Annotated in this window: 23 protein-coding genes and 1 tRNA gene; 8 read left to right on the top strand and 16 right to left on the bottom strand. The window is 58.0% G+C overall.

What is annotated here, in order from left to right; translation table 11 throughout:
* Positions 1-93: 93 nt before the first annotated feature.
* Both NMK_RS01815 and NMK_RS01810 read left to right on the top strand, forming a co-directional pair.
* Complete coding sequence (locus tag NMK_RS01815; RefSeq protein ID WP_109014057.1) at positions 94-1,089, top strand: ABC transporter substrate-binding protein; 996 nt, start codon at positions 94-96, stop codon at positions 1,087-1,089.
* Positions 1,086-4,691 (top strand): EAL domain-containing protein, encoded by a 3,606-nt coding sequence (locus NMK_RS01810; RefSeq protein WP_109014056.1) that lies wholly within the window; start codon positions 1,086-1,088, stop codon positions 4,689-4,691. The genes NMK_RS01815 and NMK_RS01810 overlap by 4 nt, the downstream gene beginning before the upstream one ends.
* Positions 4,692-4,693: 2 nt before the next feature.
* Here NMK_RS01810 and NMK_RS01805 read toward each other — a convergent pair.
* Positions 4,694-4,780 (bottom strand) — tRNA-Leu (locus tag NMK_RS01805).
* A 106-nt stretch (positions 4,781-4,886) separates the two neighbouring features.
* Between NMK_RS01805 and NMK_RS01800 the strand changes: the two genes are divergently transcribed.
* A complete protein-coding gene (locus NMK_RS01800; RefSeq protein ID WP_109014055.1) occupies positions 4,887-5,135 on the top strand; it encodes a hypothetical protein in 249 nt (82 codons plus the stop codon).
* Between the two features lie 43 nt (positions 5,136-5,178).
* Here NMK_RS01800 and NMK_RS01795 read toward each other — a convergent pair whose 3' ends face one another.
* Positions 5,179-5,454, bottom strand: coding sequence for a polyhydroxyalkanoic acid system family protein (locus NMK_RS01795; RefSeq protein WP_181376141.1), 276 nt, complete (start codon positions 5,452-5,454; stop codon positions 5,179-5,181).
* 99 nt (positions 5,455-5,553) lie between these two features.
* Between NMK_RS01795 and NMK_RS01790 the strand changes: the two genes are divergently transcribed.
* The 4 genes from NMK_RS01790 to NMK_RS01775 are packed head-to-tail and all read left to right on the top strand — an operon-like array spanning position 5,554 to position 11,979.
* Complete coding sequence (locus tag NMK_RS01790; RefSeq protein ID WP_146187116.1) at positions 5,554-6,912, top strand: TolC family protein; 1,359 nt, start codon at positions 5,554-5,556, stop codon at positions 6,910-6,912.
* Complete coding sequence (locus tag NMK_RS01785; RefSeq protein ID WP_109014052.1) at positions 6,909-7,961, top strand: efflux RND transporter periplasmic adaptor subunit; 1,053 nt, start codon at positions 6,909-6,911, stop codon at positions 7,959-7,961. The genes NMK_RS01790 and NMK_RS01785 overlap by 4 nt, the downstream gene beginning before the upstream one ends.
* 1 nt (position 7,962) lies before the next feature.
* On the top strand, positions 7,963-11,073 hold the full coding sequence (locus tag NMK_RS01780; protein ID WP_109014051.1) for an efflux RND transporter permease subunit: 3,111 nt from the start codon (positions 7,963-7,965) through the stop codon (positions 11,071-11,073).
* A 6-nt stretch (positions 11,074-11,079) separates the two neighbouring features.
* A complete protein-coding gene (locus NMK_RS01775; RefSeq protein ID WP_109014050.1) occupies positions 11,080-11,979 on the top strand; it encodes a D-hexose-6-phosphate mutarotase in 900 nt (299 codons plus the stop codon).
* A 68-nt stretch (positions 11,980-12,047) separates the two neighbouring features.
* On the opposite strand, the gene NMK_RS01770 is transcribed toward NMK_RS01775, so the two are convergent.
* The 4 genes from NMK_RS01770 to NMK_RS01755 are packed head-to-tail and all read right to left on the bottom strand — an operon-like array spanning position 12,048 to position 16,041.
* Positions 12,048-12,653, bottom strand: coding sequence for an amino acid kinase family protein (locus NMK_RS01770; protein ID WP_109014049.1), 606 nt, complete (start codon positions 12,651-12,653; stop codon positions 12,048-12,050).
* The gene (pabB, locus tag NMK_RS01765; RefSeq protein ID WP_109014048.1) at positions 12,640-14,016 is read right to left on the bottom strand and encodes an aminodeoxychorismate synthase component I; all 1,377 of its coding nucleotides are present in this window, start codon (positions 14,014-14,016) and stop codon (positions 12,640-12,642) included. The genes NMK_RS01770 and pabB overlap by 14 nt, the downstream gene beginning before the upstream one ends.
* Positions 14,013-15,056, bottom strand: coding sequence for a hydantoinase/oxoprolinase family protein (locus NMK_RS01760; RefSeq protein ID WP_109014047.1), 1,044 nt, complete (start codon positions 15,054-15,056; stop codon positions 14,013-14,015). The genes pabB and NMK_RS01760 overlap by 4 nt, the downstream gene beginning before the upstream one ends.
* Positions 15,049-16,041, bottom strand: coding sequence for an ATP-grasp domain-containing protein (locus tag NMK_RS01755; protein ID WP_181376140.1), 993 nt, complete (start codon positions 16,039-16,041; stop codon positions 15,049-15,051). Before NMK_RS01755 ends, NMK_RS01760 begins: the two co-directional genes overlap by 8 nt.
* Between NMK_RS01755 and NMK_RS01750 the strand changes: the two genes are divergently transcribed.
* A complete protein-coding gene (locus NMK_RS01750) occupies positions 16,025-16,741 on the top strand; it encodes a HisA/HisF-related TIM barrel protein (RefSeq protein WP_227871314.1) in 717 nt (238 codons plus the stop codon). The genes NMK_RS01755 and NMK_RS01750 overlap by 17 nt on opposite strands.
* A 71-nt stretch (positions 16,742-16,812) precedes the next feature.
* Here the strand turns inward: NMK_RS01750 and fae (NMK_RS01745) are convergent, their stop codons facing one another.
* From fae (NMK_RS01745) to NMK_RS01700, 10 genes are all read right to left on the bottom strand, one after another.
* On the bottom strand, positions 16,813-17,439 hold the full coding sequence (gene fae, locus NMK_RS01745) for a formaldehyde-activating enzyme (RefSeq protein ID WP_109014044.1): 627 nt from the start codon (positions 17,437-17,439) through the stop codon (positions 16,813-16,815).
* A 78-nt stretch (positions 17,440-17,517) separates the two neighbouring features.
* Positions 17,518-18,054, bottom strand: coding sequence for a formaldehyde-activating enzyme (gene fae, locus NMK_RS01740; protein WP_109014043.1), 537 nt, complete (start codon positions 18,052-18,054; stop codon positions 17,518-17,520).
* Positions 18,055-18,223: 169 nt separating this feature from the next.
* Positions 18,224-18,796 carry a group I truncated hemoglobin gene (locus tag NMK_RS01735; RefSeq protein ID WP_109014042.1) on the bottom strand — a complete coding sequence of 191 codons (573 nt, stop codon included), beginning with the start codon at positions 18,794-18,796 and terminating at the stop codon, positions 18,224-18,226.
* 104 nt (positions 18,797-18,900) lie between these two features.
* Entirely contained in the window at positions 18,901-19,743 is an 843-nt protein-coding gene (locus tag NMK_RS01730) for a triphosphoribosyl-dephospho-CoA synthase (RefSeq protein ID WP_227871312.1), read from the bottom strand.
* Between the two features lies 1 nt (position 19,744).
* The gene (locus NMK_RS01725; RefSeq protein ID WP_109014041.1) at positions 19,745-20,662 is read right to left on the bottom strand and encodes an ATP-grasp domain-containing protein; all 918 of its coding nucleotides are present in this window, start codon (positions 20,660-20,662) and stop codon (positions 19,745-19,747) included.
* Position 20,663: 1 nt separating this feature from the next.
* The gene (gene mch / locus NMK_RS01720; protein ID WP_181376139.1) at positions 20,664-21,644 is read right to left on the bottom strand and encodes a methenyltetrahydromethanopterin cyclohydrolase; all 981 of its coding nucleotides are present in this window, start codon (positions 21,642-21,644) and stop codon (positions 20,664-20,666) included.
* Positions 21,644-22,753, bottom strand: a complete 1,110-nt coding sequence (locus NMK_RS01715; RefSeq protein ID WP_109014039.1) for an ATP-grasp domain-containing protein — start codon at positions 22,751-22,753, stop codon at positions 21,644-21,646. Before NMK_RS01715 ends, mch begins: the two co-directional genes overlap by 1 nt.
* Positions 22,731-23,627, bottom strand: coding sequence for an NAD(P)-dependent methylenetetrahydromethanopterin dehydrogenase (locus tag NMK_RS01710; RefSeq protein ID WP_109014038.1), 897 nt, complete (start codon positions 23,625-23,627; stop codon positions 22,731-22,733). Before NMK_RS01710 ends, NMK_RS01715 begins: the two co-directional genes overlap by 23 nt.
* Before the next feature lie 67 nt (positions 23,628-23,694).
* On the bottom strand, positions 23,695-24,663 hold the full coding sequence (locus NMK_RS01705) for a beta-ribofuranosylaminobenzene 5'-phosphate synthase family protein (protein ID WP_109014037.1): 969 nt from the start codon (positions 24,661-24,663) through the stop codon (positions 23,695-23,697).
* Positions 24,664-24,761: 98 nt separating this feature from the next.
* Complete coding sequence (locus NMK_RS01700; protein ID WP_109014036.1) at positions 24,762-25,955, bottom strand: methyl-accepting chemotaxis protein; 1,194 nt, start codon at positions 25,953-25,955, stop codon at positions 24,762-24,764.
* Positions 25,956-26,152: the final 197 nt, after the last annotated feature.

Raw genomic sequence — 26,152 nt, 5'->3', positions numbered from 1 at the left:
CCCTCAAGGTCAGGCAAAAGACCATAGTGCTTGTAGGTATCGCCTTACATCATGATATTCTTCTAAGCGAGATAAAAAGACAGTTGGCGGGGCATGGGGGACAAGAACAAATCGAAGCGCATCAGTAGACGGCAATTCCTGGCATGGTCGGCGGGATGCCTGACTTTGTCGCTGTTACCTGCTTGCGCCCGGCCGCAAAAATCGGTGCGCATGGCCCTTCACGTGTGGCCTGGCTATGAACCGACGACACTGGCCTCATCTCTCGGCTGGCTCGACCCCAACATGGTTCAAATCGTCGCCAGCGAATCGGCGACCGATTCCATCGCAATGCTGAAGCGCGGCGAAGTAGACGGCGCGGGGCTTACGTTAGACGAAGTGCTACGGTCGCGCGAAAACGGCCTGCCGCTTTCCATCATCCTCATCTGCGATATTTCCGCAGGCGCCGACCAGTTCCTGACCAAACCGTCCTACCGCAGCCTGGCTGATATCAAAGGCTGCAAGCTCGGCGTGGAAGAAGGCGCGCTGGGTGCCTTGATGCTGCACGAGATTTTGAAATCTGCCGGCATTCGCGACGAGGATGTCCATGTCATCCCGCTTCCCATCGATAAGCACGTGGCAGCCTGGCAGCAAGGGGATATCGATTGCGTGGTGACCTACGAGCCCGCCGCGAGCCGCATCCTTAGCCTGGGCGGCAAGCGCTTATTCGACAGTCGCGAGATTCCAAATCTCATCATCGACACGCTGGCAGTGCGGACCGAACTGCTCGACGGTTCGCACGACGAGGCCTTGCGCCATCTGGTCGCCAATCACTTGCGCGGCCTGCGTTACCTCAACACCAATTCCGACGATGCCGCCTATCGACTGACGGAACGCTTCCAGCTCCCGCACGACGAAGTCCTGGCGGCATTTCGCGGTTTGATCCTGCCAGACCTGGACAACAACCGGCGCTTGCTGGAGAGTTCCCCGCCGGTTGTGGTACAGAGTGCAAACCAAATAGCGACCGCCTTGCTTGAAGCCGGGTTGCTGCGGCAATCGCCGCGCATGGACGACCTCGTGCGTGCTGAATTTCTGCCCAAGGAGGAAGCGTGATATCCCGCCTGCACCGCTGGCTGGCAATCGTCACGCTGCTGTGCCTCGCCCTGCCCGCCATGGCGGAGGAGGAAATCAGGATCGGCGTGCTGGCCTATCGTCCCAAGACGCAACTACAGGCGCAGTGGGAGCCGCTGGCGCAGGCGATGAACCTCGCTATCCCCAAGTACCATTTTGTAGTCGAAGTCTACGACCTGGAAGGCCTGAGTTCGGCCATCGCTGCACGGCGCGTAGACCTCATCCTGACCAATCCCGGCCATTACATCCTGATGGCACGCCGCACCGGCTTGTCCGCGCCGTTGGCGACCTTGTCTACTTTCGAGCAAGGTGTGCCGGTTTCTTCCTTCGGCGGCGTCATTTTCGCGCGTGCCGATCATCCCGGGTTGGAGCACCTGGCCGACCTGCGCGGAACGACCGCCGCATTCGCCGCCTACGATTCGCTCGGTAGCTATCAGATGCAGGCGTATGAGTTGCATCAGGCGGGCTTGACCCTTCCCGGCGATGTGAAACCGTTGCCGGTCGGCATGCCGCAAGACAATGTGGTCGCGGCGGTGATGGAGGGTCGTGCAGATGTAGGCTTCGTGCGTTCAAGCGTGCTCGAAGGCCTCGCCAAGGAAAAGAAGCTCGACCTCACGCAGATCAAGATCATCAACAGCCAGCATCTACCTGGGTTCCCGGCTGAAGTATCCACCCGCCTCTACCCCGAATGGCCGTTTGCCGCCATGCCACACGCCAACAAGGACATGAAGCGCGCGGTGGCGTCTTTCCTGCTCGGCATTGAGAACGACAAGGCGCTGGTTTCCACGCTCAAGATTCACGGCTTCGACGTTCCGGCCGACTATAGCCCGGTGGAAGATCTGCTGCGCGACCTGCGCATGCCGCCTTATGAGAAAGCGCCGAGCTTCACCCTGCGCGACATCTGGGAACGCTACCAGGCGGCCATCGTCATCGGCATGATCTCGTTCGTGCTGTTGCTGCTGCTAGGTTTCTGGCTGCTAATCCTGAACCGCCGGCTGCATCTGGGCGAAGCCAAGCTCAGTACCATGCTGCACACCATCAGCGACCTGATCTGGCTCAAATCGCCGGATGGCGCATACCTAGCCTGCAACCCGATGTTCGAGCGTTATCTGGGCAAGAAAGAACATGAAATCCTGGGCAAGACGGATTTCGACTTCGTAGCCCCCGAGATTGCCGATGTGTACCGACGCAGCGACCTCAACACCATCAGCCGCGGCGGTCCGCTGGTGGTGGAAGAGTGGATTACTTTCGCCGACAGTGGGCGCCAGGCCTTGCTGGAAACCACCAAGACCCCCATGTACAACAAGGCTGGCAAGCTGATCGGGGTGCTGGGCGTGGGCCACGACATTACCGAGCGGCACGACGCCGAAGCCAAGATCGAGCGTCTCAACAACCTTTATGCGGCACTGAGCGAGTGTAACCAGGCCATCGTGCGCTGTTCCAATCAGGACGAATTATTCAAGGTCATTTGTGCCGACGCGGTGCGCTTCGGCAAGATGAAATCGGCCTGGATCGGTCTGGTCGACGAAGCTGCCGGGGTGATTTGCCCTGTGGCATGGGACGGGCACGGACAAGAGTTCATGCAGGCGATCCGCATCCCCCTGCATGGCGACGACAGGGTGCTGGGACCGGCTGGCATCGCCTATCGCGACGATCAGCCGGTGTGGTGCCAGGATTATCTCAACGACCCCACCACAGCACCTCGCCATGAGAGCGCTGAACATTACGGATGGGGGTCGGCCGCGGCCTTACCCTTGCATCAGGACGGCAAGGTGGTGGGCATATTCTTGCTCTACGCGGCTACCGTTAACGGCTTCGACGAGCCCGCCCGCAACCTGCTGACCGAAATGGCGATGGATATTTCGTTCGCCTTGAACCGCTTTAGCAGCGAAGTGCGCCGCAAGGCATCGGAAGAACAGTTAAGGCTATCAGCCGAGGTATTCAGGAACAGTACCGAAGGTTTTCTCATCAGCGATGCCGATGCCAACATCATTCTTGTAAACGAGGCGTTTAGCCGCATTACCGGCTATACCCTGGCTGAGGCGCTTGGGAAAAACCCGCGCTTCCTCGCCTCGGATAAGCAAACGCAGGCTTTCTACGACGAGATGTGGAAGGACATCCGGGCCCAGGGGTTCTGGCGTGGGGAAATCTGGAACCGCAAGAAAACCGGGGAAATCTACCCGGAGTGGCTGTCCATCAGCCGCGTCCAGGATACGGACGGCAACACCACGCACTACATCGGCATCTTCAGCGACATTACGGAAAAGAAAAACGCCGAGGAACGCATCCATTGGCTCGCCCATTTCGACGAGTTGACCGGCCTGCCCAACCGCACGCTGCTGGCCGATCGCATCACCCACGCCATCAGCCAGTCGCAGCGCAGCGGCGACCCGATGGCGCTGATGTTCCTCGATCTCGACCATTTCAAGAACATCAACGACTCCCTCGGACACCATATCGGCGACCGCTTGCTGATCCAACTCGGCGAACGGCTTAAAACGGCCGTACGCAGCGAAGACACGGTGGCACGGTTGGGCGGCGACGAATTTATTATCTTGATCTCCGGCACCTCGGTCAGCGGCGCTGCTCACGTGGCGCAGAAAATCCTGGAAGTCGTCTCCAAGCCCTTTTCAGTGGATTTGTACGAGCTTACGGTCACGCCTTCCGTCGGCATCGCCATGTATCCCAATGACGGGCAGGACAAGGATGCGCTGTTCAAGAGTGCGGACGCGGCCATGTACCAGGTCAAGCAGAGCGGCCGCAACGGCTACCGTTTCTTTACCCAGGAAATGCAAACCCGGACGGTACGCATGCTGCACCTGGAAAACGCGTTGCGGCACGCTATCAAGAACGGCGAGTTGTCGATCCAGTACCAACCGCAAATCTCCATTGCTACGGGAGAAGTGTCCGGCGCAGAAGCGCTACTGCGCTGGCAGCACCCGGAATTCGGGTGGGTGTCGCCGGCGGAATTCATCCCCATCGCGGAAGAAACCGGTCAAATCCTCGCCATCGGCGAATGGGTGATGCGGCAAACCTTGCAGCAACTCAAGGCCTGGACCGAAGCCGGATTGCCGGCCCTAGCTGTGGCGGTCAATATTTCCGCAATACAATTCCGCCAGCACATGCTGCCGCAGCTCGTCATGCAGATCCTGAACGAGGCCGGCCAGCCGCCCGACCGGCTGGAACTGGAGCTCACCGAAAGCGTCGCCATGAGCGATCCGCAAGCCGCTATCGCGATGATGGACAAGCTGCATTCGTTCGGCATTAACATGGCCATCGACGACTTCGGCACCGGTTATTCATCGCTGAGCCTGCTGAAGCGCTTCCAGGTGCACAAGCTCAAGATCGACCAATCCTTCGTGCGTGAAATCACGGTGGATGCGGAAGACAAGGCCATCGTCTCGGCCATTATCAGCATGGCCAAGAGCCTGGGCCTCACGACCATCGCCGAAGGGGTGGAGACCGCAGAGCAATTTGCGTTTTTGAAAGACCAAGGCTGCGATGAGGTGCAGGGCTACTATTTCAGCAAGCCGCTGAACGAACAGGATTTCGAGGAATTCTTGAGAAAAAACCGCAAGGGTTGAGATGGTGCGGCGAAGAGGACTCGAACCTCCACAGGGTTTCCCCCGACAGGACCTAAACCTGTTGTGTCTACCAATTTCACCATCGCCGCACGCGAAGAGGGCGCTATTCTACATGCCCCGCCCCCGATTGACAAAGCCCGCCGCCGCGCCGCATGATGGTTTTAACGCATACCGATAAGACAGAAGGAGGCACCTATGCCAAACGCCATTCAGGATCAAGAAATCGCCATGCTGCGGTCCGAGCTGGAAATGCTCATGAAAGAACGCGAGGCCTTATTGCGAGTCGCGGGTTATGCCGCAGGGTTCATCGCCGAGCTAGATAGTTTCGACGTCCCCAGAGGCGCCATGCAAGCCGCTGAGCTACTCGCCGAATGCGTCAATGGGTTGACCGAGGAAACCTTGCAGGATGCCTTGTCCGCCGTGCAGGCGCACAGCGTGGCTTAATTTTGCGAGACCGGTGCAGTAGGCAGTTTGCACCGGTTCACCCCTACCCTAGACACTCCGCCAGGTATTCGTGGATTTCCCGTTCGATGCGGCCCTTCATCGGCCGTAGCAAGAAAGACAAATCTACTGCCACCCGCACTTCGTGTTCGCCCACTTCGATGCCGCCCTGTGCTCCGGGACAATCGAATTTAAGCGTCTCGCCCTGCCAGCGGTAATCGGCGTTTAATTCTCTTTTAAGTTTCTGCGCAATCTTCTCTGCGCTCTGTTTTGCCGCTTCGCGGCCCAAGGTGTGTTGTTGCTTGATATCGATGGTAGCCATGGCGCTATTATCCCATGCCCACAATTCCCGAGCTCGGCCGTTTGCCGCATCCTCTTGCAGCATGTAATATCACCGCTCATTTTTTCCATTAAGAGTTAAGTGCTTAACGCGAAAACAATTTCGGTTTTCACTCTGCTTGCCATGCTGCTGGCAGGCTGTGCGCATCAAACCTATGCGCCGCAGCCTTTGCAGCCGACGGCCAGTGCGGAAGCATTCAACGCTCGCTCGTTGGCAGATGCCGGCATGGGCGCAGTTGAATCGTGGGACTTGCCGACGCTAACGCAAGCCGCACTGCGCTTGCACCCCGACCTAGCCGTTGCCCGCGCCCAACTCAAGGCGGCTCGGGCTGCGAAGATCAGCGCTGGACAAAAGCCCAACCCCACCGTCTCGGGCAATGCCGAGCATCATAGCCGCGCCGACAACGTATCGCCTTGGACCATGACGCTTGGCGTCGAAATTCCCGTCGAAACGCACGGCAAACGCGAGGCACGGCTGGAACAGGCAACGGCATTGTCGGAAGCCGCAAAACTGGATATTGCCTTAACTGCCTGGCAGATTCGCAGCCGCTTGCGCAGCCGGCTCCTGGATTGGTACGCAGTTCAGGAACAAGCGGCGCAATTACAGAAAGAAGCCGACCTTCGCGGAAAAGTCGTGGCCCTGCTCGAAGCCCGCCTCAAGGCCGGCATGGTGAGTGGAACCGATCTCGCCGATGCACGACTGATGTGGCTCAAGACACAAACGCAATTGGAAGCCGAATCGGCACGCACCGGGGAAATTCGCGCTGCCTTGGCGGCTGGTATCGGTATTCCCGCAGAAGCGTTGCCCAAGGCGAATCTCTCCCTCTCCGGATTCCAACAGGAAACCGTCTCGGCTTCCGCCAGCGACATTCGCATCGCCGCCCTGCTCAACCGCATCGAATTGCGCAAGGCCTTGGCCAATTACGTCGCGGCAGAAGCCCGACTCAAGCTGGAAGTCGCCAAGCAGTACCCGGACATTTCCCTGTCGCCCGGTTACCTCTGGGACCAGGGCGATAAAATCTGGTCGCTCGGTTTATCCCTGGTGCTGCCGCTCTTCAACAAGAACGAAGGGCCTATTGCAGAAGCCCGCGCCCAGCGCGAAGTCGAGGCGCAGCGCTTCAACGCTTTGCAGGCTGCCGTCATCGGCGATCAATCCCAGGCCATGGCCGCTTGGCAGTCGGCCCTTAACGAAACCGACAAGGCTCGCAGCCTAGTCTCGTCGCAACAAGCGCGGCTTGCCCAAACCCAGCGACAATTCGATGCAGGCTATGCCGACCGGCTGGAACTCACAACCGCACAACTGGAACTGGCGACGGCCGAATCCGCCGTTTTGGCGGCGCATCTCAAGGCCCAGCGTGCTCTGGGAGCGCTCGAGGATGCCGTCCAGCAGCCGCTCGACGGATCAGCTCCGCTGCCTGCAATGACCGAGGAAGACCAATGAACCGCAAAGCCCTCATCATCATCGGCCTGCAGGCCGTCATCATCGTTGTACTGGCCTGGGTGCTGGTGTTTTACGGCAAGGACGAATTCGAAGCCGTGCAGCAAAAGGACGATGAAGAAATCAAGACCGAAACCCACGTCACCAAGCAAAAAGGCGCGGCCGTGGTCAAGCTCTCGGCCGACGCCCAGCAGGCCAGCGGTATCGCCGTAGAAACTCTTAAATCCGCCTCGCATCAGGCAGAAACGGTGAGCTACGGCAGCGTGATCGGCATCGAACCATTGATCGACCTGCGGGCGCGCTACCTGGCGGCTTTGGCCGACGCCAATGCCGTGCGCGCCGCCATTAGTAATTCGCAGCAGGAATACCAGCGCCTGCTCGCCCTCAACCGCGACAACCGCAACGTTTCGGACCGTGCCGTGCAAGCCGCCGAGGCCGCTTGGAAAGCCGACCAGGCTAAGCTGAGCGCGGCCGAAACCCAAGCCAATAGTCTTCGAGATAGCCTGCGCCAGCAATGGGGCGAAACCTTGGCCCGCTGGGCGATGGAACCCCAAGGCGGCGCACTCACCAAGCTGCTGTCGCATGAAGAAACATTGGTGCAAGTCGTACTGCCAGACGGCGCCCAGCCACAGAACATCGACATCAAGCCCGCGGCATCGCGTGGCAAGGCCGTTGCTGCCGTGCTGGTCTCCGCTTCGCCGCAAACCGATCCCACGCTGCAAGGCCGTACGTTCTACTACCGCGCGCCGGCCGGTGAATTGCGTGCCGGGATGCGGGTGGAAGCGCGCTTCAAAGGCCAGGGCGGCAAGAGCGCCGGTGGCGTAATGGTGCCGAATACGGCCGTGGTGTGGTATGCCGGCAAAGCCTGGGCTTATCGCAAGCAGGACGACGACCAGTTCGTACGCAGCCTGGTCGATACCTCGCAAGAGGCCGGCGACGGCTGGTTCAACCGCAGCGGTTTTCAGGCAGGCGACGTGATAGTGGTCAGCGGCGCCCAATTGCTGCTTTCGGAAGAACTGAAGTACCAGATCAAGAACGAAAACGAGGACTAAGATGCAGGCCCTCGTCCGCTTCTCCATCCGACACGCCGGGGTCATCCTGGGTCTCGCCATCCTGGTCGTGGTGTACGGCTTCTACAGCCTCACCCGCGCTAACCTCGACGTATTCCCCGAGTTCTCGCCCACCCAGGTGGTGATTCAGACCGAAGCACCCGGCCTGTCTGCAGAACTGGTGGAAATGCAGGTGTCTCAGCCCATCGAGAACAGCGTGGCCGGCGCGGTGGGCGTGGAAATGATGCGTTCGCAGTCGATTCCCGGCGTTTCCGTGGTCACCGTCGTGTTCAAGGAAGGCACGGACATCTACCGCGACCGCCAGATCGTGGCGGAACGCTTGTCCACGCTGGGCAATCAGCTGCCGCACGGCATCACACCCACCATCACCCCGCTCTCTTCCTCCGCCAGCACCGTGCTGGGCGTTGGCCTCAAGTCGGACAAACGCAGCCTCGCAGAGCTGCGCACCCTGGTCGATTGGACCGTGCGCCCTCACCTGCTCGCGGTGCCCGGCGTGTCCGACGTCAACGTGTTCGGCGGCGAAGTACGCCAGCTGCAAGTCCAGGTCGACCCCGACCGCCTGATCCGCTACAACCTCGCCCTGCAGGACGTGCTGGAAGCCGCCAGGCGCGCCAGCGGCGTGGTGGGCGCAGGCTATATCGAAAACAGCAATCAGCGCATCGTCATCAATACCGAGGGCCAGACGCTGACGGCAGCTCAACTGGCGCAAGTCGTGCTGCTGCACAAGGACGGCCAGACCATTAAATTGGACGATATCGGCCGCGTGGTGGATGGGGCTGCGCCCTCGATCAGCGCGGCGCAGATCAACGGCACGCCCGGTGTCTACCTGTCGGTCCAAGGCCAGCTCGGCGCCAATACCAAGGCCGTGACCTATGCGTTGGAACGCGCCCTGGATGAACTCAAGCCGACCTTGGCGGCAGAACAAGTGACGCTCTACCCCAGGCTGTTCCGCCCTGCCAACTTTATCGAAACCGCCGTCAACGGCGTCCGTACCGACATCCTCATCGGCTCGCTGCTAGTGGTGACGGTGCTGTTCCTGTTCCTGTTCAACGTGCGCACGGCGTTTATCTCGGCCACGGCCATTCCGTTGTCGCTACTCACCGCCATCCTCATCCTCGGTTACTTCGGCGTCAGCCTCAACATTATGGTGTTGGGCGGTCTTGCGATTGCCTTGGGAGAAGTGGTGGACGACGCGATTATCGATACGGAAAACATCTTCCGCCGCCTGCGCGAAAACCGCCTGTTGGAGCAGCCGCGACCGACGCACGAGGTCGTGTTCGACGCCTCCATGGAAGTCCGCAGTTCGGTGGTCTACGCCACCATCATCGTCGCCATGGTGTTTATCCCGCTGCTCACACTCTCGGGCGTGGCAGGCAAGCTGTTCGCGCCGCTCGGGCTGTCGTATATCTTCGCCATCCTGGCTTCGCTGCTGGTCGCACTCACGCTGACGCCAGCGCTGTGCTACCTGCTGCTCGCCAACGCCAAGCTGGACAGCGCCGACCCGCCGCTGATCGGCATCCTCAAGCGGCATTACGAAAAAACCCTGCGCGCCATCGAGCGGCACTATCGCGTCATCATCGGCATCACCGCCGTGGTCATCGCACTGGGGCTCGGGCTGTTGCCGCTGTTCCGCGGACAGTTCATCCCCGACCTCAAGGAAGGCCATTACATCCTGCACATGACGGCCGTGCCGGGCACATCGGAACAGGAGACGCTGCGCATCGGCGAAAGAGTTGCGGGGGCTGTAGGCAAGATCAAGGGCGTGAAATCGGTGCTGCAATGGGTAGGCCGCGCCACCAACGGTGCAGATACCTTCGGCACGCATTACAGCGAATTCGAGGTGGAAATCGGCACGCGCTCGGGCGAGGAACAAAGCCGCATCCAGCAGGAAATCCGCGACACGCTCTCCGGCAAGGGCGACGAGAGTTTTCCGGGGGTGACATTCGCCATCAATACCTTCCTCACCGAACGCATCGAGGAAACCATTTCCGGCTACACCGCCGCTGTGGTGGTCAATATCTACGGGCACGACCTCGATGCCTTGGACCGCGATGCCCAGGCCGTGGCAGGCATCATGGCGAGCATTCCGGGTGCCGAAGACGTGCAGGTGCAATCGCCCCCGGGCACGCCGCAGCTAACGATTCGCCTAAGGCCGGAACGCCTCGCCGAATGGGGCCTGAAGCCGCTGGACGTGCTGGAAACCGTACAAGCCGCCTACGAAGGCGCACCTACCGGTCAGGTATACGAAGGCAATCGCGTCACCGGTATCGCGGTGATCCTCGATCCGGCCCAGCGCAAGAACATCACACAGGTGGGCCGCCTGCCGCTACGCAACCCGGACGGGAAAATCGTGCGCTTGAGCGAGGTCGCCGACATTGCCCAAGCCAGTGGCCGTTCCAAAATCCTCCATGGCGGCGGCAAGCGCATCCAGACCATCACCTGCAATGTGGTGAACCGAGACGTGGGGCTGTTCTCGGACGAACTCAAGAAGCGCATCAAGGCCGAGGTGCATTTCGCGCCGGGCAATTTCGCCGCCTATACCGGTGCAGCGGAAGCCAACGCCCAGTCACGCGAAGACCTCATCGTGCACTCGTTACTGGCCGGCGTGGGTATCTTCCTCATGCTATACATTGCCTTCGGGCGCATGCGCAACCTGCTGCTCACGTTTGCCAACCTGCCGTTCGCCTTAATCGGCGGCGTGCTGGCGGCGATGTTCGGCGGCGGCTGGATTTCGCTGGGTTCTTTGGTTGGATTTGTGACCCTGTTTGGTATTACACTACGCAACTCCATCATGCTGGTATCGCATTACCAGCACTTGATCGACGAGGAAAATCGGGTGTGGGGCCTGGAAACCGCGATACGCGGCGCTTCCGAACGGCTGCCTTCGATCCTCATGACGGCGCTCGTGACTGCGCTGGGCCTGTTGCCCCTGGCGGCAGGCAGCGGACAGCCTGGACGCGAGATCGAAGGCCCGATGGCGACCATCATCGTCGGCGGCCTCATCACCTCGACCATACTCAACCTGCTCATCCTGCCCACGCTGATGCTGCATTTCGGGCGGTTTGAAAAGCATTCGTATAATTCTCAGAAATAAGTGACCATGTCCGCACTCAACAGTCTTAACCATCATTTTTCCATTGCAGGACAACTGACTTTCACTGCAACCGATGACGGCCAGCAGATCGCCGAAATCAACAACGCTCATGCCAAGGCCAGCATTGCATTGCAAGGTGCCCACGTCATGACCTTCCAGCCGCATGGCGAAGCCCCGGTGCTGTGGATGAGCGAGAATACTCATCCAGCACCCGGCAAAGCCATTCGCGGCGGTATCCCCGTTTGCTGGCCGTGGTTCGGCGATCATCCAGACAAGGCGTTTCCGCAACATGGCTTTGCTCGCGTCCAGCTATGGCGCGTCATCGGTAGCGAGGCACTGGCCGACGGCAGCACGCGCGTGGTGTTCGAGTTGCAAAAGAACGAGGCAGCCCGCGCCCAATGGCCCTACTCCTGCCATCTGCGCTGCACGGTGACAGTCGGCAAAACGCTGACCGTGGAACTGGCCACGGAAAACCTAGGCGAAGAGGCCTTCACGATTGGCGAGGCGCTGCACACCTATTTGGCGGTAAGCGACATCGAGCACATCCGCGTCAGCGGTGTGGAAGAAGCCCCCTATTGGGACAAGGTGCGCGACCTGCGCAGCGTGCAGAACGGGGCGATTACCTTCTCAGGAGAATTCGATCGCTTGTTCATGAACACCAGCAACGACTGCGTTATCGACGATGCACAATTCAAACGTCGCATCCGCATCAAGAAAAGCGGCAGCAGTTCCACCATCGTCTGGAACCCGTGGGCTGAGAAATCGGAAAAAATGGGGGATATGGGCAAAGACGGCTATCGCACCATGGTGTGCGTGGAAAGCGGCAATGCAATGGACAACATCGTGACGTTGGCACCGGGCGAAACCCACAAGATGCATGCGATTTACAGCGTCGAGCCGCTTTAATTAGAACTGTTTAAATTGAAACGGGCCACAGAAATGCGGCCCGTTTTTTATTCATTGCCTGATCGCGCTTAATGCACGGCACGTGGCGGTTGTAATGCGCTGGTAAGCACGCGTTCGACCTCCGCATATCCATCCTTGCCGACAATGCGGAACCGCCCTTCCAAACCTGCGGCGAATGCTGGGAACGCTGGGTCTACCACGCCGTCTTTAGCCAGTTGATCGAGTGCAGTACCCTCCGCCACGCCTTCATGCTTGACCAGCAGCAGCCGGCTTGCATTGATCTTGCGGGCAAGCCAGGCAGCCAAGCTATCGGAAGTGACATCCCAAGTCTTCGGAATATCATCCTCGGCCAGCACCATGCTGCACGGCAGCCACAAGATGCCCCGATGCTGCCAGGAGCGTTCGGAAATTTCAAGCTCGGATGAGGCGGTGGCCAGTTCCGGTTGCAGCGCCTCCATCGTCAGGCCGTACTGTTCCATGGCCAACAAGGCGAGATGATGTGCTGCTGCATCGTCGAACTGGGCGATGCGCTGGGCTTCGCGGACGGCGTCGGCATAAATGCCACCGCCAGGAACAATGACAACGCGACCATCGCCGTGCTTGGCAATAACATCCAGCCAGGATTTCAGTTCGGGCGTGCCCATGAGGCTCCCGCCCAACTTAACAACCCACATTAAACACCTCCATCAAGGCCAGCATGTTGGCAGCCTTATCCCAGGTTTCTCGATATTCTTTCTCGGCTTCGGAGTCGGCCACAATGCCGCCGCCCGCATAAAAGCTGATGCGGCCGTCAGCGAGCACGGCGGTACGGATGGCGATATTGGTATCCATGTTACCGTCGAACCCAATGTAGCCGATCGCCCCGCAATACACGCCTCGGCGATGGGGCTCCAGTTCTTCGATGATCTGCATCGATCGTAGCTTAGGGGCACCGGTAATCGATCCGCCCGGGAAACATCCTCGCAAAAGATGTAGCGCTGTATGGCCGGGTGCGAGCTTGCCGGTGACGGTGCTCACCATATGATGCACATTGGTAAAGCTTTCCAGTTCAAATAATCTATCCGCCCGCACCGAACCTGGGACGCAGTTCTTGCCGATATCGTTGCGCAGGAGATCAACGATCATGAGGTTTTCGGCGCGATCCTTTTCGCTCGCCAGCAGCTCGTCGGCATTGGCGCGGTCTTGGGCAGGATCGGCGCTGCGCGGTCGCGTACCCTTGATGGGACGGGTTTCCACCTTGCCGGCCCGCACTTCCAGAAAACGCTCGGGCGAGGCCGATAGCACTTGGGCATCGGGCAGGTTGAGATAGGCAGCGAACGGCGCCGGGCTGCGTTTACGCAATTCGCAATAGGCGGTCCAGGCATCGCCCTCGGCCTGCGCGGAAAAGCGCTGCGCGAGGTTAACCTGATAACAGTCGCCTTCGTGGATGTAATGCAGGATGCGGTCGAAGGCGGCGGTATATTCGCTTTGCGTCATGTTCGACGTGACAGGCGTCGTTACCTTGAACGGACCAGGGGATACCGGTTTTCCATCGCGGAACAGTGCGACGAGTTCATCCCAATGTTCGCGCGTCAACGGCGCCCTGCCGTAGCTCGCGAGCCAAGTGCGGCGTGCCTGATGATCGACCACCACGGCCCAATCGTAAATACCGACGCGCATCTCGGGCAGGTGGTTGATATCCTCAGCCCGGTTGGGCAAGTGCTCGAGGCGACGCCCCAGGTCGTAGGCGAAGTAGCCGATTGCACCGCCCATGAAAGGCAGTTCTCCCACCCGCTCCTGCTGGCGGCCGAGATAATCGCGTACCAGGCCAAAAGGGTCGTCGCGTGAGATTTCGCTGCCTGTGGGGCCGCAGATTTCCGTAAGTTCGCCGCGTGTTGTAAGAGTGATGACTGGATCGGCCACCATGATGTCGTAGCGGCCGTAGCGCGAACCCGGCCAGCCGCTGTCGAGCAACATGGCCCAAGGACGCTGGGCGATGATGCCGAAGACTTCCGTGCTGTCTTCGCGGTAAGGGAGTTCGGTCAAGAGCGGCGTCATGCGACAAGCTCCTGCTGCGCCCCTAGGTAGGCCACGGAGAAGGCTGGCGCGCACACAGCGGCCCATTCGCGCGAGGCGGAATCGCCATCCATGAGCGAGGCGAAATCGATGTATTCGCGGTCCAGCCGTTGCGCCAATTTGTTCACCATAAACCGTCCTGCACCGGCGCCGATCAATGGAGATTTACGGTAAAGGGATGTACGCGACTGAATGCGCTCGACGGCTTCTTGCAATTGATTCATCTGAGCATCGGCAAAAAATTGGGCAAGGTCGATCCAAGCCGACATTGAGGCTTCCTCGAAGTCACGCCCCACCATCCGCGCTAAGCGTCGTGCGCTTTCCTCCAAGCTTTTACCGGCGCCATCGGCTGTATCGGCCATATCGTGGGCAGGATCGAGGTGGCCAGTCAATCGATGGATATCCGCGGTGGTCGAGAAATATTCCGCGGCGATGCGCTGCCATTGCCCTGCGAAAGGGACGCGAGCGGTTACAGCCATTAGCGGGGTGCGTACGACACCGGTGTAGATCAGTTCCTCCGATGCAAGGCGTGCCGCATCCGTCAGCCCAACTGGGCTGGCTTTGCCATTCTGTAACGGGATCAAGTCGGTGGTCGTACTGCCCATATCGATAAAAATACCCTCGGGGCAATGGCTTGCGGCAAACTGGGCGCTGGCAAGCCAATTGGTTGAAGCGATGTCTACGGCGTATTCGCGGCTATTTTCAGGTAGGACCAATCCGCGAATGCCGGCAAAAATAAGAAGCTCTGCCTCAGGCAGACTCTGCACCATGGTATCGACCAATTGGGCCACACCTTCGTTCCGGTTTGGGAAAATATCGGCCAATTCGCCGGTCATGGTCACCGCATGGCGACGCGTGTTCCCGAGTACAGCCAACACTTCGGAGATGGCCAGCTTTAGATGGTCGAGCCCGCGCCAAAGCGGGCAAGGACGCTGCACGGCACCGACAATGCGTCCGCTTGCATCCAAGCGTACAGCCTTGAGATGCGCGCCGCCCAAATCCCATCCGATGCACTCAATCATCCACGTTCACTTCCACGATGTTGCGTTGGAACAGCCCTGTTTCGACAAACCGCCCATTATAGTGTAAGTCCAGCAGGAGCTCTGCCGGGTTAAGCCCGATGGCTTGCCGCAATCCGGCGTACGATGTGGTGAGGCGAGGATTGACTTCGAGCACGGTCAACTGACCCTGATGCAGCATTGCATCGACCCCCACATAACCGTAAAGCTCGGGCATGGCAGCTGCGACTTGGGAAGCGAGTGCCTGGAAAACATCCCAATGGGCGGAGAAATCATTGAGCCGACTGCCGCGGTAATGAAATTCACCTTGGCACGTTTCAATCAGTTGCCGGTTGCAACTCAATAGTTGGGCGATGCCGTCTCGGCACAGCATGGAAAGACTAGTCGCTTCGCCAGGCAGCCAAGGTTGGATGACATGAGTATCGGTGCGCCCATCGTTCAGCCATTCCTTCAGCAGTTCGGCATCGTCAAAAATGCGCATATCGCCGCACCCGACGCCATCGTCGGGTTTCGCCACCCATTTTTCTGAGGCGCCAATCCAACCGTTGTCATCGGGAAAAAAGGTAGCTACGGTGGGAACGCCATGCGCCCTCAAACGATGTGCCGTGGCGCTTTTACTAGTAGCCAGACGAATGGCTTCCGGCGAACAACCCAGCCATTTGTGCTGGGCCATGGAAGCGAGACGCTGTAGCTCGCCACCGCTTTCCGGCGCTACCGCCCACACGAGATCGGCCTCATCGATACATTGCGTCCAACATTGGTCAATATCTCCGGCTACTTGAATGACCTCAATGCCTGCCATCTCCAACACCGGCAACCTGATATCGCGCGTGGTCGTGAGGCTGACGCCAGGAATAGCGCCGATATCATGCAGCATTGCTTCCAGCATGGCTTGCCCTTCGCGGGCCAGGGAGTCTGGCAAAGGGGCGTTGTATAATCCGCCTCCGGTAATGAATTCGCAGACGAAGACCTTGAGATTCGAAACCATACCCGTCATGGATTTAATGGGGGGGAAAGTCGTGCGCGCGATGCGCGGGGAACGTCACGCCTACCAACCGATCGTCTCGAACCTTTGCAGCACGAGCGATGCGATTGCAGTGACGAATGCATTGCTGCAATTATACCCGTTCGACACGCTTTATATCGCTGATCTGGACGCGATTCAGCAGCTTGGGGCTCACCTTGAAACCGTTGCCGACATTCGCCGGATGTTTCCCGACCTGGAACTCTGGGTGGATGCCGGATTGAACAATATCGCATCCTGCCAGGCATGGGTCGAGCTCGGTGCGCGTTGCGTCATCGGCAGCGAAAGCCAGCATAGCGATGATGCAGCTGTTACCTTGCTGCAAGCACTTGGAAGAGATCGCGCAGTGCTCTCCCTCGATTTTTTCGACGGTGAGATCAAAGGGCCTACAGCATTATTTGAGAACCCAGCTCATTGGCCGGAGCGGATCATTGGGATGACACTGGGACGCGTGGGCAGCTATCTGGGACCGGATTTGCCACTTTTGCAAACTTTGCAGTCAAAAAATCCTGACGTCAGGATTTATGCTGCAGGTGGCGTGCGCGATGCTGCCGACCTGAGCTGCTTGGCAGATGCCGGAATACAAGGGGCATTGGTTGCAAGCGTGCTGCATGATGGAAAAGTCACGTCCAAACAGCTTGCCGGACTTGAACGGCTGTCTTGATCTAACGCTTGCATATAGGCAATAAAAAACCCGAGGGCTCACGCACTCGGGTTTTCTTACCGCTCCAGGAATTACTTGGCCTGGAAAGGATGGCTGACAGTAGGATCCTTGTAGGTTTGGACCACATCGCCAACCTTGGGCTCGCGATTCACTGCACGCTTGATCGCTTCCTTGGTAGCACGATAGTTCCAATCCTGGATACGCTCGTCGATATCGGCCTTGTGGTCGATGAACACGCCAACGCAGATGAACACGTCATCGGCTTCGTTTGCAGGGATAACACCTTCCGCAACACTGTCCATCACTGCCATAGCGACACCGCGCTGAGCCGGGCCGAACATCTGTACGGCTTGCTTGCCGTTCTTGATAGTGACCTTGTTGAACATCACCGTAGCCGGCTTGGTCATCATGTTGGGGGCAACCACGGCCAGAAGACCGTTGACGCCCTTGCGCTGGGTGGTGAGCGTACGGGTAAATGCACGCTCTGCGGCACTACCGCGAGGTCCGATGATCAGGTCGATGTGCGCCACATTAAGCAGGTCGAGACCACTACCGTCGGGACGGTTGTCGATCACAAGCGACTCGCCTACCAGAACGCGGTCGATGACGCGCGAACCGGCTGCAACAGGCTTGGCAGCTGGAGCGGCTTCTGAACTACCACCACCGAACAAACCGAGAATTTTATCGAAAATAGACATTTTTAAACCACTCCCCTTCGCGACTCCATAGGTATAAAGCTAAACCGCCCCGGGATCGGGGCGGTCGATGATGCTTTATTACTTGGCTGCGAATGGGTGGGCAGAATCCTTGTAGGACTTGACCACGTCGGCAACCTTGGGCTCGCGGTTGATGGCGCGCTTGATCGCTTCCTTGGTGGCACGGTAGTTCCACTCTTGGATACGCTCGTCGATGTCGGCCTTGTGGTCGATGAACACGCCAACGCAGATGAACACGTCGTCAGCTTCTTCCTGGGGGATGGTGCCGTCAGCGACACAATCCATCACTGCCATCGCAACGCCGCGTTGTGCGGGGCCGAACATTTGAACAGCTTGACGGCCGTTCTTGATGGTGACCTTGTTGAACATGACCGTTGCAGGCTTAGTCATGAGGTTGGGAGCAACCACGGCCAACAGACCGTTCACGCCCTCCTTCTGGTCGGTCAGGGTGCGGCAGAAGGCTTCTTCTGCAGCGCTGCCGCGCGGTCCGATGATCAGGTCGATGTGTGCAACATTCAACAGATCCAGGCCGCTGCCGTCCGGACGATTTTCAATAACGAGGGACTCACCTACGAGAACGCGATCGATAACTGCCATGTTTAATTATCCTTTTGAGAGTTAAAGGCCCCAAGAGGCCGGCCATTCGCCAGTCTCACTTTTTTTTAGACATCGTTGGGTTAACGTTGTCTTGGCCGAAAAAGTGCGGGCATCATAGCACAGCTTTTTCAGAGATTCCATCTACCGCCGCCGTCCTCGTAAGACGCGATCAGCCCAAAACTTCCTTGCGCATGGAATCGCAGAAAGCCACCATTTCCTTGATCAACTGGCTGGGGACATTTTGCTCGCGCAACGTGACCACCAGATTGTCGATCACCGCTTCGAAATGATCGTCCGACAACCCAAGGGTCGAGAGATGTGCCACGCCATCGGTAACTTCGGCGTTCTTGAGGCCGCCCAGTGCAGACTTAAGGAAAGTCAGCTGTGAATGGATGCGGCGCTCCATTTCCCGAACGTCGTCGTAGTCGAAGAAACTGCGGATACGCTTGTCGCGCAAGGCCTTGGCATAGAAGTAACGCAGCATGGAGCCAACGGCTTCGTCCCCGCCGATACGGCCATGCAAACTGGCATTATTGGTAAAGGCATTGGCATTGATCGTGACCAGGCGCTGTGCGTTGATCAAGCTGCCATAGACACTACCCTGGTTGTTCTCGGAACGAGCCGAAGTCAGCCTGCGAGCATTAGTATGGCTGCCATACACGCTGCCCTGCTCTCCGCCGCCGCTCACTTGGTTCAATCTGCGGGCATTGGTTAAATTCCCGTAAACGCTTCCCTTGTCCATCTTCCACCTCCAAAAATAAAAATAGTTTTAATTGGTTAGGTACAGTGTAACCCCGATGCGCGAATTTGGCATCAGGTTATTCACCTAGTCATTAGAACCTATTTTTATCTGAGACTCAGGGACTTATCAAGCATAGCAGTCAGCAGCGTCGCCACTGTTAGATCGGCACTCGTGCCGGGATTCAAGCCTCGCCGCTTCAAGTCAGCGTCGAAGCGCAGCAAGGAGGCAAAAGCAGCCTTGGGATTATCGTAAGTCATCAGGAGTTGCTCGTACTCCTGGGTCTCGGCACAAAGCGCTTCGGCAGCGGCCAATCCATATTTCCGTTGCACATGCGAATCAGGAAATCGGGCCATGAAGCCGAGATGCACGGCGGTAGCCGCCCAGGGCTCGTTATCCCATTGGGACATGGCCTCTTGATATCGCTGCAAACCGAAACCCAGCACATCCTCGTAATTGTGAACATATTGATAGGCGATGCGATCGCGGGATGCAGCCGCACGCATTGCCTCAAGGAGCGTGACTTGAGGGGCATCGTGGACATCATGTTGCTCGCTATCCCCCAAACCGGCAGGCGACGCCATAACGATAGCGCGAAAAACGTCCTTGGCATCATCCTGCGTCAGCCCAGCGAGGACTTCACTTACTCCCTCACCAGAAAGCGCCGATGCGATCAATGGTGACGACAGCAAAACAATTCCGAGATTAGTATTGCAACCAACCGCCTGCCAAGTGGCCTCGACGGCACGATACACGCGCTGCCCTACCGTCAGCCCCGGCTGGGCAATGGCGCTTGCCGCCGCATGAGCGCTTTTGACGAAATCATCGACGACCATATTGTGCCCGTCGGCAAACACATGCACGTTGCCCGGTTTGAGGGCTTGCAATTCAGCTAGGCAGGCTTGCTCGAAAGCTTGGGCGACAAGCGAAGCTTGAATGGGATGAGACACTTCAGGAAACAGCGGTCAAATTTGTATGACGCAAGGCAAAACGGCGTAGAAAATCATCGACCAGTACCTGAGCGATATCGGTCTCGACCACGTCTTGCAGCCCCTTCCAAGCAGGAATGCTGTTGACCTCCAACACAAAGAGACGTCCATCGCGATCACGGATCACATCGACCCCACAATAGTCGATGTCCACCGCCTTTGCCGCAGCCAAGGCTAATTCCGCGATGTCGCCGTCGGGACGCAAAGGTTCGCATCGCCCGCCTTGGGCAACATTATTGATCCAATGGCTGCCATAGCGAATCATGGCGCCAATGACCTTGCCGTTGACGATAAAAACGCGGTGATCGTGCCAGGCACCCTCTCCGCTATCGATGTAAGGCTGCAGGTAGTACACACCGTCGACGTGATCTTCCATCGGCACGGGGAACGGCGTTCCCGCTTCCAGTTTGCGTACGCCCTGCCCTTGCGAACCGAATAGGGGCTTGATCACCAGCTGCCGGCCGGCCATGGTTTCGCGCAAGATCAAGTTATGCGCATTTTCGCGCGATTCGCACACCCAGGTAGGCGGAGTTGGTACACCATGACGATGCAGTAAAAAGCTCGTCATTCCTTTGTCCACCGTGCGCTCGACAGCACGGCCGTCGTTATACACGACCACCCCGAGTTCCTTCAGCGCGTGCAGCACGTTTAACCGCAGGATGACTTGCTGCAAGGTACCGCCGGGCACACCGCGGACAAATACGCCGTCGGGAAGATGATCGAAACCGGGAATCTGCACACCAGGTTTTCCCGGTGTGAGATCGAGATGGCAATCCTTGAGGGAGATGAACACCGCTTCCCGACCGCGTGCGGCAAAGGCTTCTTTGAGCCGTTTGCCGTGCCAGCCGGGATCGTCGGTAAAGACAGGAACGCGGTTCAAATTAAGCGGGGTACCCGAAAGATTTATCCAGCAGTTCGGCGTTGAGCTTGCCGCCGGTAAAGCTCTTGCCGGACTCCACTGCGGTCACGGTGACAGCCGCCGGACTGAACAGCATGGGGTCGACCTTGTAGAAATCGTACTCGACCGCCTTGAATACTTCGGCAAACGGGCGGCCGTAATCGCGAGAAGCACTGCTGGGCAGGTTCTTGGCGAGTTCGGCGGCAGCATCGTCGCTACCCAGCACAAACACGTGGGCGTGACCGCCGAACAAAATGGCGTCGTTGGTGCGGCCCATGCCGTTGAGGAAATCAGGGGCAGGCGGCGGCACCGGAGCGCTGGCCATGCCGTCTACCACGTGTTCCAGCGGGAAATGCAGCGCATGAATCTTGTGCATCGCCACTTCCAGCACACGGCCGACGATCTGCACGGTACCGGCCAGGCTGCGCGTCGGCGTCAAGATGAACGTCAGCTTATCGGCGGAAAGGCCTGTATCGCGAGCGACTTTCTCGATTACTTCGGTCGGTGGCACTTTGTCGCTCTCCAGCACCAGGCAGGCGCTATCGGCCTTGTCCTGGTAGCCGAGTTCCTTGTACAGCTCTTCGCGGCCAGCCATGGCGCGACCGGGGCCGGAACCGAGCGAGAAGAATTTCTCATGGGCGAGGCTCCAACCTGCATATTGGCTACCCAGGCAAGACAGGATGGGATTGCAAGAATGCACGTTGAGCTGCCAAGGCCAATGACCGAACGTGGGATTGGCAGTGAGGCTGACACGCCCCAAACCACCCATGCAGATTTCGGCGACTAGACGGCCGGCTTCCAATCCGCCAGGAACCTTGATGCCGGCATCGATGATGGTGGCACCGGTTGCATGCTTTTCAATGCCCAGACGCAGACTTTTGGCGTTGTCGATGAGGTATTGAACCAAGGGCGCGGTCAGGGTGTTGACGCTGGGCCATTGGGTGGTGTCTAGATTACTGCTCATTATTTCCCCGGAGTTCTTGTGAAAGTGCGTAATTGTGCATCAAGTTCGCGTGCTCTGGCAAAAACCAGCGCTTTTGCACCCTCGGCATCCGCCGCTTCAGCCTGGACCGTACAAATAGGCTCACCTGGGGCAAATTGAACATCGGCTTCTGGTGTATCGGTAGCCCACTCCGGCCAGTTGAAGCCGGCTACCTGCAAGGGCTCTACTGTGTAAAGAATATGCGCCGCTCGTGACAGACGTTGCGAAGGAAGCGAATACAGGCCCCCTCCTTGGCACGCATGAATATGCTGTTCCAGCAGCGGCGCTTGTGCGTAGAGATCGAAACTCGCACTCAAGCGTGGATTAACCTCCAGCAACAGCACGCGTTCGCCGGACCAGATAAAGTCCAAGCTGAACAAACCACGCAGGCCAAGCATAGGCGCCAGCCGCACCGCGACATTCGACATTTCTGACTCGATGTCCTGCGGCAGCCGCACATTCCCTACAATGCCGCCAAACCGATAAGGCTGGGCACGTACAGGCGAGGTCCATTGCTCGTTGATACCGACGACTTTAGTCTCCGCCCCATTAGAGGTGCACAAGACGGAAACGGCTTTGCCATCGATGCGGCGCTGGAAATATTCGTCGGGTGCAAGCGTATCGCCTTCCCGAATGTGCGTGCCGCCCGAGCCACCGACGCGCTTGATCAACCATTCGGGGCCGCCATCGCCTTTGTGCCTCACATCTGGATGGGCAATACCGAGTTCGTCCAACAAGCCAAAGAATTGTCGTGGTTGCTTGACACGGTCGACGACCTCCCCCGCATTCCCCATCAAAAGGAATCGTTCGCTGATTCGGTCGAGCAACGCGGGCTGGATTTCGAGGCCGCTACCGTAAATGACGGGCGTTCCCGGCGCAAGCAGTGTAATGAGCTGCTCCCACAAATCTTCGGCGTCGAATCCGCCATTCTGGAACCGCACAGCCCGACTTTGCAAAGAAAAACGCCGCGTTTGGACATCGTTGAAGATGTCAAACGCGGCGATTCGGTAGCCTAGCTGCGCCGCGGCCGCAACATACGGCCTGGCGCAGACGGCGATGATGGCAAGATTAGCCGAAATCCTTGCGTGCAAGTTCGAACGCAGACAGGAAGTCGAGGTAAACGTGGCTTTGGCCTTCCAGCATCTTCTTGAAGAGCAGGTTCTGGGTTTGGTACTTGACGTTACCGATGGCCAGCGCGCCCAAACCGACGGCCTTCGTGCCTTCGATAGATTCTCCGTCAGCCATCACACCCACACCTTCAGCGCCTGTCGGCGGCACAGCGTTGACGTCGGCCACAACCTTGAGGCGCGGAGAACCGGCCATTTGTGCCAGCTCGATCACGCGTACGCCTGCAGCAGCACAGCACAGCGCAACGTCGGTGTCTTGCAGAATGGCTTTCTTCAATTCAGCAGTGCTACCGTCGGTGTAACCGATATTGGTGCCATAACGTGCGTTATAGGCTTCGGCCTTTTCTTTGACATCAGCTACAGCGCGGTGGGCTACCAGTTCGACCTGAGCACCGTTCTTGGCAGCGATCACTGCGGTACAGCCGCCAACCGGGCCGGTTGCGCCGAAAATGCTGACCTTGCGGCCATTGAGATCGCAACCGAATTTACGCTTCAGCTCGCGCTCGACCATGGCCATCATGGCGGCAGAGGTGGTGAAAGCGCCAGAGGGGTCTGCGAACACGGAAACTTCGAAGGGAGGAATCATGGACTTCTTAGCAATGTTCAGCATATCCATCGCCATGTCGATATCGCGACCGCCAATGAAAATACCCGTGCGCCAAACACCGCGCGGCCCCCTGGAGAAAATGGCATCTTGCACCAAGCCCATCACCTCGCTGGTTTGGACATCGGTGTAGGGAATGACGGCATCGTAGCCGGCGTCGTAAGCCATATTGGCATCGAACGGACTAGCGTTCTTGGCCGGCGTAATGAAGTGGAGAACGTAAGGTTTTTCCATTTAAATCACCCTGAATTTTATAAATTTAAATTATTTAGTCCCGCCAAGGACTGTTTGGTCCGCCAAGCTAACCCGTGATAATGCTGCCTTCGTTACGCGCCTGGCAAATTTCGTACTGCAATCTAGAATTTCTTGCCTGCAGCCCTTGCTGCAGCCTGTATGCTTTTTCTTCGCTTTCTACCACGGCAAAGCCGGTCGGCCCCCAGGAACTCTGGCCGGTACATTGCACGCCTTGGGATTCCAACCATGCCATTGCATCCGCCACATCGGCGCTGGAATAACGGCCGCCGCCCTGCGCAGGGCCGAAGTGATCACCTATCATGTGTTGTATTTCAGTGATGGCGCGACCGAAGCTACCCAGGTCGCCCTCAGCTACTGCAGGCAAGGCCTGCATGAGGATCAACCGGGCAATCTGACCTGACTGCTCCGCCGGAAACTCCGGCAATTCCGCAAACGCCTTGACTTCGCTTTGGCCGTGAACACCCTGGTCCCGCGGGTCGAAAACCAGCAATATACGCCAACCGAGCGGAAAATCCATATGTGCAACAACCGGGGGAACCGTTGTCTCGGCATTGCGACCACCATCCACGAGCAATCCGCCCTGCTTAAAGGCACCGATTCCGATACCGGAGCGCATACCGCGCTCGGTCATGGCTGCAATATTTTCCAGTGAATAATTAAGCTTGTAGAGACGTGAGATGGCGGCACCCACCGCAAGCGCCAATTGCGTGCCGGAACCCAGACCGGCATGTCCTGGGATCGCTGACTCGATCGTCAGGTGCGACGTGCATTTGACATGGGCTTTCTCTGCGAATCGTTCGGCGATCGATATGACACGGTCGGCCTCTGGACCAACAGCAGAAAACGTATCCGAAATGGTTGCAACAACACGGGTTACTGGCTTGTTCAACGCCAGCCCGATACTGCCAAAACGTCGTCCCAGGCCGCCGTTGAGGTCGATAAAGCCCATATGCAACCTGGCGGTCGTCTCGACAGCCACGCTTCGCCCGGGCGAAGCTTGCACAGCCTGCGTCATCACTAAAATTGGATTCTTATCAGGAAAATGGGGCGGTATTGTAGACTACTGGTAGCAATCTTCCAAACCAAAAGCCGTACCCGCAAAATAGCTCTGGCTTATACCTTGAATTTACGCACGGTATCCTGCAAGCGCGAAGCCTGATCAGCCAAGTTCTGGGCCGCCGAAGCGGTTTCGTTGGCCCCTCCTGCGGTTTGATCGGAAATCTCGCTGATAACGTTCATGTTCCGGTTGATTTCCTCGGCCATCGCACTCTGGTCACATGCCGCGGTAGCAATCTTTGCGTTCATTTCGTTGATGGTCTTGACCACTTGGGTAATCGACCCCAACGAAGCCCCTGCAGACTCTGCTTCCCGGACGCTTTCTTGAGCTCGGTCCCGCTCTTCACCCATCACGCGAACGGCATTGGCCGACTCGGTTTGCAGCCGTTCGATCATGGCCTGGATTTCCTGCGTAGACTTTTGCGTGCGCTGCGCAAGGGTTCGTACCTCATCCGCCACCACAGCAAAACCGCGGCCGTGCTCACCAGCGCGGGCCGCCTCGATGGCGGCATTGAGCGCAAGGAGATTGGTCTGTTCTGCGATGCTCTTGATGACGTCCATCACCGTCCCGATGTTACGGCTTTCGTTCTCGACCAGCTGAATGACTTGCATGGATTTTTCTACGTCGCGCGCCAGGATATCAATGGATGCACCTGCCCGCGTGACCACTTCGTAACCCAGTTGCGCCTCGCGGTCGGCAGACTCGGCCGCCTCAGAAGCGGTCGAAGCGTTCTGTGCCACATCCTGGACCATGCCCGACATGACACTCATGGAACTCACGACCTGGTCGGTCCGCTCTTTTTGCTGATTAACGCGATCAAGGGACTGTCGTGTAATCGACGACAATTGCTCAGCTGAGGCAGCTAGACTTAGGGCCGTCTCCGTCACACTCTCGAGCAAAGTGGCAACCGACTTCCGCGCCGTATCGTATTCGTAGGCCATCCAACTAAACTCATCCTTACCTTCCAGACGAACCTTGTTGGTCAGATCGCCCTTGGCCATCGAACCCATGGCCTTGACGATGGTATAGGCTCGATTCCCCGCATGATTACCGAGGTAGATCGCAACAGAAAACATGATTGCGCAACCGATCAGGAACAGTACCGCAGCAATGACCCAATAGGTTCTCAGATCGAAGGGGTAGGTAATTGCATAAACGCCGAGTAGCGTCATGGTCATAAACCCCGACAAGGCGACGAACGCAAGCAGGATCATTTGTTTTTTTAGATTGAGGCGTTGAATGAATTGCATGGGCGACCTTGCATAAGGTTTATGATCAAATACTTAAACAATCGTGACTTAATTTATGTTTATACGCAACAACTTTGTAATTTCTCGATGCTAAATTTTGGCGGCGCGTTTAGCTCCCATATCGCCACATTTTTGCAAGACTTTAGGGCATCGGATCTATTGTGCCTAAGCTTGACGCCCCCTTTGAATCAATCGAT

Source organism: Novimethylophilus kurashikiensis, from assembly GCF_003112435.1.
Classification (GTDB): Bacteria; Pseudomonadota; Gammaproteobacteria; order Burkholderiales; family Methylophilaceae; genus Novimethylophilus; species Novimethylophilus kurashikiensis.
The sequence above is the reverse complement of the archived record's forward strand: the minus strand, read 5'-3'. Positions and strand labels throughout refer to the sequence as shown.

Coding starts and splice junctions, on each gene's coding strand:
- NMK_RS01800 (WP_109014055.1), top strand. CDS start 4,887: ATGCCAAACGCCATTCAGGATCAAGAAATCGCCATGCTGCGGTCCGAG.
- NMK_RS01780 (WP_109014051.1), top strand. CDS start 7,963: ATGCAGGCCCTCGTCCGCTTCTCCATCCGACACGCCGGGGTCATCCTG.
- NMK_RS01815 (WP_109014057.1), top strand. CDS start 94: ATGGGGGACAAGAACAAATCGAAGCGCATCAGTAGACGGCAATTCCTG.
- NMK_RS01705 (WP_109014037.1), bottom strand. CDS start 24,663: ATGACGCAGGCTGTGCAAGCTTCGCCCGGGCGAAGCGTGGCTGTCGAG.
- NMK_RS01710 (WP_109014038.1), bottom strand. CDS start 23,627: ATGGAAAAACCTTACGTTCTCCACTTCATTACGCCGGCCAAGAACGCT.
- NMK_RS01775 (WP_109014050.1), top strand. CDS start 11,080: ATGTCCGCACTCAACAGTCTTAACCATCATTTTTCCATTGCAGGACAA.
- NMK_RS01760 (WP_109014047.1), bottom strand. CDS start 15,056: ATGATTGAGTGCATCGGATGGGATTTGGGCGGCGCGCATCTCAAGGCT.
- NMK_RS01700 (WP_109014036.1), bottom strand. CDS start 25,955: ATGCAATTCATTCAACGCCTCAATCTAAAAAAACAAATGATCCTGCTT.
- NMK_RS01735 (WP_109014042.1), bottom strand. CDS start 18,796: ATGGACAAGGGAAGCGTTTACGGGAATTTAACCAATGCCCGCAGATTG.
- fae (WP_109014043.1), bottom strand. CDS start 18,054: ATGGCAGTTATCGATCGCGTTCTCGTAGGTGAGTCCCTCGTTATTGAA.
- pabB (WP_109014048.1), bottom strand. CDS start 14,016: ATGACGCCGCTCTTGACCGAACTCCCTTACCGCGAAGACAGCACGGAA.
- NMK_RS01755 (WP_181376140.1), bottom strand. CDS start 16,041: ATGGTTTCGAATCTCAAGGTCTTCGTCTGCGAATTCATTACCGGAGGC.
- mch (WP_181376139.1), bottom strand. CDS start 21,644: ATGAGCAGTAATCTAGACACCACCCAATGGCCCAGCGTCAACACCCTG.
- NMK_RS01785 (WP_109014052.1), top strand. CDS start 6,909: ATGAACCGCAAAGCCCTCATCATCATCGGCCTGCAGGCCGTCATCATC.
- NMK_RS01795 (WP_181376141.1), bottom strand. CDS start 5,454: ATGGCTACCATCGATATCAAGCAACAACACACCTTGGGCCGCGAAGCG.
- NMK_RS01770 (WP_109014049.1), bottom strand. CDS start 12,653: ATGTGGGTTGTTAAGTTGGGCGGGAGCCTCATGGGCACGCCCGAACTG.
- fae (WP_109014044.1), bottom strand. CDS start 17,439: ATGTCTATTTTCGATAAAATTCTCGGTTTGTTCGGTGGTGGTAGTTCA.